Source organism: Pseudomonas sp. HMWF006 (assembly GCF_003061205.1).
Taxonomy (GTDB): Bacteria; Pseudomonadota; Gammaproteobacteria; order Pseudomonadales; family Pseudomonadaceae; genus Aquipseudomonas; species Aquipseudomonas monsensis.
The window spans coordinates 1-8,473 of sequence record NZ_QAIU01000182.1; the positions used below are offsets into that span (position 1 = coordinate 1).

The window sequence follows — 8,473 nt, forward strand, 5'->3', positions numbered from 1 at the left end:
CGCCATCAGCAGTAGCCAGAACTTCCAGTACGACTTTGTCAGTTTCGATGTCGACGATCAGTTCGTCGCGCTTGACGGCGTCGCCCGGTTGCTTGTGCCAGGTGGCAACGGTGCCATCGGCAACCGATTCCGGGAAAGTGGGGGCTTTGATCTCGATAGCCATTATCTGTAGTTCCTTAAATTCGGTTTCAGGTGCGCGAAGGCGTTAAACGGTAAACGCGTCTTGCAGCAGTTTTTCCTGCTGCTCGGCGTGCATCGAAGCGTAACCACAGGCTGGGGCAGCAGAAGCCTCACGGCCCGCGTACTCAAGTACGAGAGACTTGTCGAGGTTGCTGATGCTACGGCGCAAGTGATGCTGGCTGCAGTACCAGGCACCCTGGTTCATCGGCTCTTCCTGACACCAAACGGCATTTTTGACGTTGGTGTACGGCGCCAGGACTTCTTTCAAGTCGTCCTCAGGGAATGGATACAGCTGCTCGATACGCACGATGGCGATATCTTCACGGCCTTCGGCACGGCGTTTTTCCAGCAGGTCGTAGTAGACCTTGCCGCTACACAGAACAACGCGCTCGACCTTTTTCGGATCCAGGGCATCGATTTCCGGGATAACGGTCTGGAACGAACCTTCAGCCAGATCTTCCAGGGTCGAGATGGCCAGTTTGTGGCGCAGCAGCGACTTAGGTGTCAGAACAACCAATGGTTTGCGCAGCGGGCGAATCACCTGACGACGCAGCAAGTGGTAGATCTGCGCCGGGGTAGTCGGCATGCACACCTGAATGTTGTGCTCGGCGCACAGCTGCAGGTAACGCTCAAGACGTGCCGAGCTGTGCTCAGGACCCTGACCTTCGTAACCGTGTGGCAACAGCATGGTCAGACCGCAGAGACGGCCCCACTTGTGCTCGCCGCTGGTGATGAACTGGTCGATGACAACCTGTGCACCGTTGGCGAAGTCGCCGAACTGGGCTTCCCAGATCACCAGCGCGTTCGGCGTGGTGGTCGAGTAACCGTATTCGAATGCAAGTACCGCTTCTTCCGACAGGAACGAGTCGTACAGGTCAAAACGTGGCTGACCGTCGTACAGGTTCTGCAGCGGAATGTAGGTGCCCGCGTCTTTCTGGTTGTGCAACACAGCGTGACGGTGCGAGAACGTACCGCGGCCGATGTCCTGACCGGTCATGCGAATCGGGTGACCTTCGAACGCCAGGGTCGCGTACGCCATGGTTTCGGCGTAACCCCAGTTGATCGGCAGGCCGCCGGCTTGCATCTTCTGACGGTCTTCGTAGATCTTCGCGACCTGACGCTGAACCACGAAGCCTTCAGGAATCTCCAGCAGCTTGGCGGACAGTTCTTGCAGGGTCTTCAGATCGAAGCGCGTGTCGTGACGCGCAGTCCAGGCATGGCCCAGATACGGACGCCAGTCCACGAACAGCTCTTTGTTCGGCTCTTTGACCAGCGACTTCACCACGTGCAGACCGTTGTCCAGCGCGTTGCGGTACTCGTCGACCTTGGCCTGAACGCGATCAGCGTCCAGCACACCGGCCTGGGTCAGGCGATCAGCGTACAGCTCACGGGTGGTGCGCTGCTTGGTGATCTGCTGGTACATCAGCGGCTGGGTGCCGCTTGGCTCGTCGGCCTCGTTGTGGCCGCGACGACGGTAGCAGACCAGGTCGATCACCACGTCACGCTTGAACTGCATGCGGTAGTCGATGGCCAGCTGGGTCACGAACAACACGGCTTCCGGATCATCGCCATTCACATGGAGAATCGGCGCCTGGATCATCTTCGCAACGTCGGTGGCGTACTCGGTGGAACGCGAGTCCAGCGGGTTGCTGATGGTGAAACCAACCTGGTTGTTGATCACGATGTGCACGGTACCGCCGGTCTTGAAACCGCGGGTCTGCGACATCTGGAAGGTTTCCATGACCACGCCCTGACCTGCGAACGCAGCGTCACCGTGGATGGAGATCGGCAGCACCTTCTCACCGGTAGCGTCGTTACGACGATCCTGACGGGCACGAACCGAACCTTCAACCACCGGAGAAACGATTTCCAGGTGGGACGGGTTGAACGCCATGGCCAGGTGAACTTCACCGCCGGCGGTCATCACGTTGGACGAGAAGCCCTGGTGGTATTTAACGTCACCGGAACCCAGCTCGACCTTCTTCTTGCCTTCGAACTCGTCGAACAGCTCGCGCGGGTTCTTGCCGAAGGTGTTGACCAGTACGTTCAGACGGCCACGGTGAGCCATGCCGATGACGACTTCCTTGGTGCCGTAGGAACCGGAACGCTGGATCAGTTCGTCGAGCATCGGAATCAGGCTTTCGCCGCCTTCCAGACCGAAACGCTTGGTGCCCGGGTATTTGGTACCCAGGTATTTCTCCAGGCCTTCACCGGCGGTCACGCGCTCAAGCAGGTGGCTCTTGATGTCGGCGGAGTACGTCGGACGACCACGCACGCTTTCCAGACGCTGCTGGAACCACTGGCGCTGCTCGGAATCGGTGATATGCGTAAATTCAGCGCCGATGGTGCGGCAATATGTCTGCTGCAACGCTTCGTGAATTTCGCGTAGGCTCGCTTCCTCTTTGCCGATGAACAGGTCGCCGGCACGGAAGGTCGTATCAAGATCGGCATTGGTCAAGCCGTAATGATTGATCGACAGGTCTGCAGGTGCAGGACGCTGCCACAGTCCCAGCGGGTCAAGCTGGGCTGCCTGGTGGCCACGCATACGGTAGGCCTGGATCAATCGCAGCACTTCAACTTGCTTCTTCTCGTGCTCACTGCTCACGCTGCCGGCGGAAACCGGTTGGGCGCGGCGCTGGTTCTTTGCCAGCAGCACGAAATGATCGCGAATTGTGGAGTGCGAAACATCAGTGGCAGAGTTGCCGTCGGCAGGCAACTTCTGAAAGTAGGTGCGCCACTCTTCTGGCACAGCGTTAGGGTCGTGCAGGTAGAGCTCATAAAGCTCTTCCACATAGGCAGCGTTTCCACCTGAAAGGTAGGCGCTGTTCCACATGCGCTGCATCACGCTTTCTTGCATGCTTGGTCACCCTCGGTTAGGGGAACACCATCGGCGTCGACACCGAGCAAACTTGCAGAAGTCCGAATGCAGCGACCAAAACAAGCCACTTAGGATCACGCTGATAGTCCGGGTACCAGCCCGGATGCCCCTGCTTGTCTCATTTCTTCAAAATAAGAGCTGCAGCTTGTGACTACGGCTCTGGTTATAGCCATGACGCGGGTTGAAGCCCGCGCCACAGCCTCTTCGGTACAGCGGTTCTACGGTTACAGCAGCTGAATCACACGCCGCTCGAGAGCAACATGTTACGGATGTGACCGATGGCCTTAGTCGGGTTCAGGCCTTTCGGACATACGTTGACGCAGTTCATGATGCCCCGGCAGCGGAAAACGCTGAACGGGTCATCGAGCGAAGCCAGACGCTCGTTGGTCTTGGTGTCACGGCTGTCTGCCAGGAAGCGGTAGGCTTGCAGCAGCGCAGCTGGACCCAGGAACTTGTCCGGGTTCCACCAGAAGGACGGGCACGAGGTCGAGCAGCAAGCGCACAGGATGCACTCGTACAGACCGTCGAGCTTTTCACGCTCTTCAGGGGACTGCAGACGCTCGATGGCCGGAGCCGGCGTGTCGTTCTGCAGGTAAGGCTTCACCTTCTCGTATTGCTTGTAGAAGATGCTCATATCGACGACCAGGTCACGAATAACCGGCAAACCTGGCAGCGGACGAACGATCAGCTTGTTGCCTTTTACGACAGCGGACAGCGGCGTGATGCACGCCAGACCGTTTTTGCCGTTGATGTTCATGCCGTCGGAGCCGCAGACACCTTCACGGCAAGAGCGACGATAGGAGAAACCCTCGTCCTGCTCCTTGATCAGGGCCAGCACGTCCAGCACCATCAGGTCTTTACCACCGGTATCGACCTGGAATTCCTGCATGAACGGCGCAGCGTCCTGATCAGGGTTGTAACGATAAACACTGACTTGCAACATGGCGGTCACCCTTAATAAGTCCGGACTTTAGGTTCGAAAGTCGGAACAGTCTTCGGCGAGAAGTTAACGGCACGCTTGGTGACGCGCTTGTCACCCGGGAAGTACAGGGTGTGGCACAGCCAGTTTTCGTCGTCACGGTCTTCAAAGTCTTCACGGGCGTGAGCGCCGCGGGACTCTTTACGTACTTCGGCCGCGATGGCGGTAGCTTCAGCAACTTCCAGCAGGTTTTGCAGTTCCAGCGCTTCGATACGTGCAGTGTTGAACGCCTGCGACTTATCGTTGATCTTCACGTTGGCGATACGCTTGCGCAGATCGGCCAGCTGAGCGATACCCTTCTGCATGTATTCGCCGGTACGGAATACACCGAAGTAGTTCTGCATGCAGCTTTGCAGCTCGCGACGCAGGGTGGCGACGTCTTCGCCATCGGTACGGCTGTTCAGCGCGTTCAGACGCGACAGGGCTGCTTCGATATCGGCTTCGGTAGCGTCGTCGTATTCGATGCCGTCGGTCAGCGCCTTTTCCAGGTGCAGGCCGGCAGCGCGGCCGAATACCACCAGGTCGAGCAGCGAGTTGCCGCCCAGACGGTTGGCACCGTGAACCGATACGCAAGCCACTTCACCTACCGCGAACAGACCAGGAATGATCTGGTCCACGCCTTCAGCGTCCTGGGTGATCGCCTGGCCGTGAATGTTGGTGGCAACGCCGCCCATCATATAGTGGCAAGTCGGAACAACCGGAACCGGCGCAACCACCGGGTCAACGTGTGCAAACGTCTTCGACAATTCGCAGATGCCTGGCAGACGGCTGTGCAGCACTTCCTCGCCCAGGTGGTCGAGCTTGAGCATTACGTGGTCGCCATTCGGACCGCAACCGTTGCCGGCGATGATTTCTTTAACCATCGAACGAGCAACCACGTCACGACCAGCAAGGTCTTTCGCGTTCGGAGCATAACGCTCCATGAAACGCTCGCCGTGCTTGTTGATCAGGTAACCACCTTCACCACGGCAACCTTCGGTCACCAGTACACCGGCGCCGGCGATGCCGGTCGGGTGGAACTGCCACATTTCGATGTCTTGTACCGGCACGCCAGCACGCAGTGCCATGCCGACGCCGTCACCGGTGTTGATCAGGGCGTTGGTGGTGGAAGCGTAGATACGACCTGCACCGCCGGTAGCCAGTACGGTGGCCTTGGCGCGGATGTAGGTGGTTTCGCCGGTTTCGATGCAGATCGCGATCACACCGACGAATTCGCCTTCCTGGTTTTTCACCAGGTCGACAGCGTAGTACTCGTTCAGGAACGTGGTACCGGCTTTCAGGTTGCCCTGATAAAGGGTGTGCAGCAGCGCGTGACCGGTACGGTCGGAGGCTGCGCAAGTACGGGCAGCCTGGCCACCTTTACCGTAGTCCTTGGACTGACCACCGAACGGACGCTGGTAGATACGGCCTTGCTCGGTACGCGAGAACGGCAGACCCATGTGGTCCAGCTCGAAAACCGCGGCCGGGCCTTCCTGACACATGTATTCGATAGCGTCCTGGTCACCGATGTAGTCGGATCCCTTGACGGTATCGTACATGTGCCAGCGCCAGTCATCGTTCGGGTCAGCCGACGCGATGGCGCAGGTGATGCCGCCCTGGGCGGACACAGTGTGCGAACGGGTCGGGAAAACCTTGGTGATCACGGCAGTCTTGTGACCACCCTGTGCCAGTTGCAGCGCAGCGCGCATGCCGGCACCGCCACCACCAATAATGATGGCGTCGAAAGAAATCGTTGGAATGTTAGCCATGAATCAGATACCCCAGAGAATCTGCACACCCCAGACGAAGTAAGCGAACATCGCGATGCCGCAAACTGCCTGGAAAAGGAAACGTACTGCGGTCGCGGACTTGCCCAGCGCCATTGGCGTCAGGTAGTCGGTCGCGATGGTCCACATGCCGACCCAGGCGTGAGCGCCCAGGGCAACGAGGGCCAGCAGACTGAAGATACGCATCCCGTTGTGAGCGAACAGGCCGTGCCACTGGTCGTAGCCAATGCCCGGATTCGCTGCAAGGTATCCGATCAGGAAAATGAAATAAGCCGCGAGAACAACCGCAGACACACGTTGCGCCATCCAGTCATAGAGGCCCGAACGCGAAAGGTTCGTAACGCTGGTTACCATATCCAAACTCCTGCCAGAACGATCAGCACCACGGAAATGGCGATGATGATTTTCGAGCCCAGGCGGCCGCCTTCCAGCGTCTCACCGATGCCCATATCCATGATCAAGTGGCGCACACCGGCTACCAGGTGATACAGCAGAGCGGACAGGAGGCCCCATGCTACGAACTTGGCCAGCGGGCTGGTCAAGCATGCCTTCACTTCGGCAAAACCTTCCTCGGAACCCAGGGATTTGCCCAATGCATAAAGCATGAAGCCGAGGCCCAGGAAGAGGATGATGCCGGAAACACGGTGAAGAAACGACGTAACGCCGGTGATGGGGAGTTTGATGGTCCTTAGGTCTAGGTTTACAGGTCGTTGGCTTTTCACGGCTTTTTTTTCACACTGAAGAGCCCCTAACAATCAGGGCAAAGTTGTTGGGGAGTGCACTGGTCAGGTAACCACCACCCAGGGATGCGACCCCCAATAAAGCAGGCCCAAAAGCCCTTGGCGGTCGGTGGCCGAGTATAGACAGTTAGGCTACTAATGACAACGCAATCACCTACCCCAAATAGCTGATTGCACAAGTCGTATAAAAGGCGTAAATGGCAGTCAATTTCGAGGAAAAAGTACGCTTAAAGCCTTCTGGAGCAAGACTTTAGGCAAATTGACATTCGAATTTATCTCACTATAGTGGTGCGGGCCCTGCGTGGGGGGTCTGTCTGATGGTTCAAGCATAAATAGGAGGCCACATGGCTGACAAAAAAGCGCAGTTGATCATCGAGGGCGCAGCCCCCGTCGAGCTGCCCATTTTAACCGGCACCGTTGGTCCCGATGTAATCGATGTTCGGGGCCTGACGGCCACGGGCCGCTTCACTTTCGACCCAGGCTTCATGTCGACCGCCTCGTGCGAGTCGAAGATCACCTATATCGACGGCGACAACGGCATTCTGTTGCACCGCGGCTACCCGATCGAACAACTGGCTGAAAAGTCGGACTACCTGGAAACCTGCTACCTGCTGCTCAATGGCGAACTGCCAACCGCAGAACAGAAGGCCCAGTTCGTCAGCACCGTGAAAAACCACACCATGGTTCACGAGCAGTTGAAAACCTTCTTCAACGGTTTCCGTCGCGACGCCCACCCGATGGCCGTCATGTGCGGTGTAGTCGGCGCCCTCTCGGCCTTCTACCACGACTCCCTGGACATCAATAACCCGCAGCATCGCGAAATCTCCGCGATCCGTCTGGTTGCCAAGATGCCGACCCTGGCAGCGATGGTTTACAAGTACTCCATGGGTCAACCCATGATGTACCCGCGCAACGACCTGACGTACGCGGAAAACTTCCTGCACATGATGTTCAACACCCCGTGCGAGATCAAACCGATCAGCCCGGTGCTCGCCAAGGCCATGGACCGGATCTTCATCCTGCACGCCGACCACGAGCAGAACGCCTCGACTTCCACCGTGCGTCTGGCCGGCTCCTCGGGTGCCAACCCGTTCGCCTGTATCGCCGCCGGTATCGCCGCACTGTGGGGCCCTGCCCACGGCGGTGCGAACGAAGCCGTATTGACCATGCTCGACGAAATTGGTGATGTGTCCAACATCGACAAGTTCATCGCCAAGGCCAAGGACAAGAACGATCCGTTCAAGCTGATGGGCTTCGGTCACCGCGTTTACAAGAACCGCGACCCTCGCGCGACTGTAATGAAGCAGACCTGCGACGAAGTACTGAAGGAACTGGGCATCAACAACGATCCGCAACTCGAACTGGCCATGCGCCTGGAAGAGATCGCGCTGACCGACCCGTACTTCATCGAGCGCTCGCTGTATCCGAACGTCGACTTCTACTCGGGGATCATCCTCAAGGCGATCGGCATTCCGACCAGCATGTTCACCGTGATCTTTGCACTGGCACGTACTGTCGGCTGGATCTCCCACTGGAAAGAAATGCTCTCCAGCCCGTACAAGATTGGCCGTCCGCGCCAGCTGTACACCGGCTACGAGTCGCGTGACATTACCAAGCTGGAAGACCGCAAATAAGGCTTGTCTTGCGATAACGTCTTGAAGTTGTACCGGGAACGGCCTCTATTTATATAGGGGCCGTTTTTGTTTGTTTGGTCTCAGCGGCCTGCGGGCCGACTTTGACTGTGGTTAGGGGGCATATCCGTTTCTGCGGGTGTTGCCGCTGGCGGTTTCGCTCTTACAGCGAGTCACTTTTTCCAAACGCCGGAATGCCGGCCCAGCGAAAAAAATAACCCAAAAGGCTTTGCCCCGGCGTACGGCACCTCGCTGAGGCTCAGTGTTCCCTCGCTACGGTGTCCATCCGGGGGCATCGC

General features: G+C 58.0%; 7 protein-coding genes. 1 reads left to right on the forward strand and 6 read right to left on the reverse strand.

What is annotated here, in order from left to right; all coding sequences use genetic code 11:
* From DBR24_RS07140 to sdhC, 6 genes are all read right to left on the reverse strand, one after another.
* On the reverse strand, nucleotides 1-163 hold a 163-nt coding region (locus DBR24_RS07140), incomplete at its 3' end, for a biotin/lipoyl-containing protein (RefSeq protein ID WP_305888830.1).
* A 42-nt stretch (nucleotides 164-205) separates the two neighbouring features.
* Nucleotides 206-3,037: a 2-oxoglutarate dehydrogenase E1 component gene (locus DBR24_RS07145; protein WP_123465864.1), complete on the reverse strand. Its 2,832-nt coding sequence runs from the start codon at nucleotides 3,035-3,037 to the stop codon at nucleotides 206-208.
* Between the two features lie 259 nt (nucleotides 3,038-3,296).
* Nucleotides 3,297-4,001: a succinate dehydrogenase iron-sulfur subunit gene (locus DBR24_RS07150; protein ID WP_038364054.1), complete on the reverse strand. Its 705-nt coding sequence runs from the start codon at nucleotides 3,999-4,001 to the stop codon at nucleotides 3,297-3,299.
* Between the two features lie 11 nt (nucleotides 4,002-4,012).
* Nucleotides 4,013-5,785: a succinate dehydrogenase flavoprotein subunit gene (gene sdhA / locus DBR24_RS07155; RefSeq protein WP_123465862.1), complete on the reverse strand. Its 1,773-nt coding sequence runs from the start codon at nucleotides 5,783-5,785 to the stop codon at nucleotides 4,013-4,015.
* Between the two features lie 3 nt (nucleotides 5,786-5,788).
* Nucleotides 5,789-6,157, reverse strand: coding sequence for a succinate dehydrogenase, hydrophobic membrane anchor protein (gene sdhD, locus DBR24_RS07160; RefSeq protein WP_007919900.1), 369 nt, complete (start codon nucleotides 6,155-6,157; stop codon nucleotides 5,789-5,791).
* Nucleotides 6,151-6,525 carry a succinate dehydrogenase, cytochrome b556 subunit gene (gene sdhC / locus DBR24_RS07165; protein WP_045122948.1) on the reverse strand — a complete coding sequence of 125 codons (375 nt, stop codon included), beginning with the start codon at nucleotides 6,523-6,525 and terminating at the stop codon, nucleotides 6,151-6,153. The genes sdhD and sdhC overlap by 7 nt, the downstream gene beginning before the upstream one ends.
* A 362-nt stretch (nucleotides 6,526-6,887) precedes the next feature.
* Between sdhC and gltA the strand changes: the two genes are divergently transcribed.
* The gene (gltA, locus tag DBR24_RS07170; RefSeq protein WP_003222994.1) at nucleotides 6,888-8,177 is read left to right on the forward strand and encodes a citrate synthase; all 1,290 of its coding nucleotides are present in this window, start codon (nucleotides 6,888-6,890) and stop codon (nucleotides 8,175-8,177) included.
* Nucleotides 8,178-8,473: the final 296 nt, after the last annotated feature.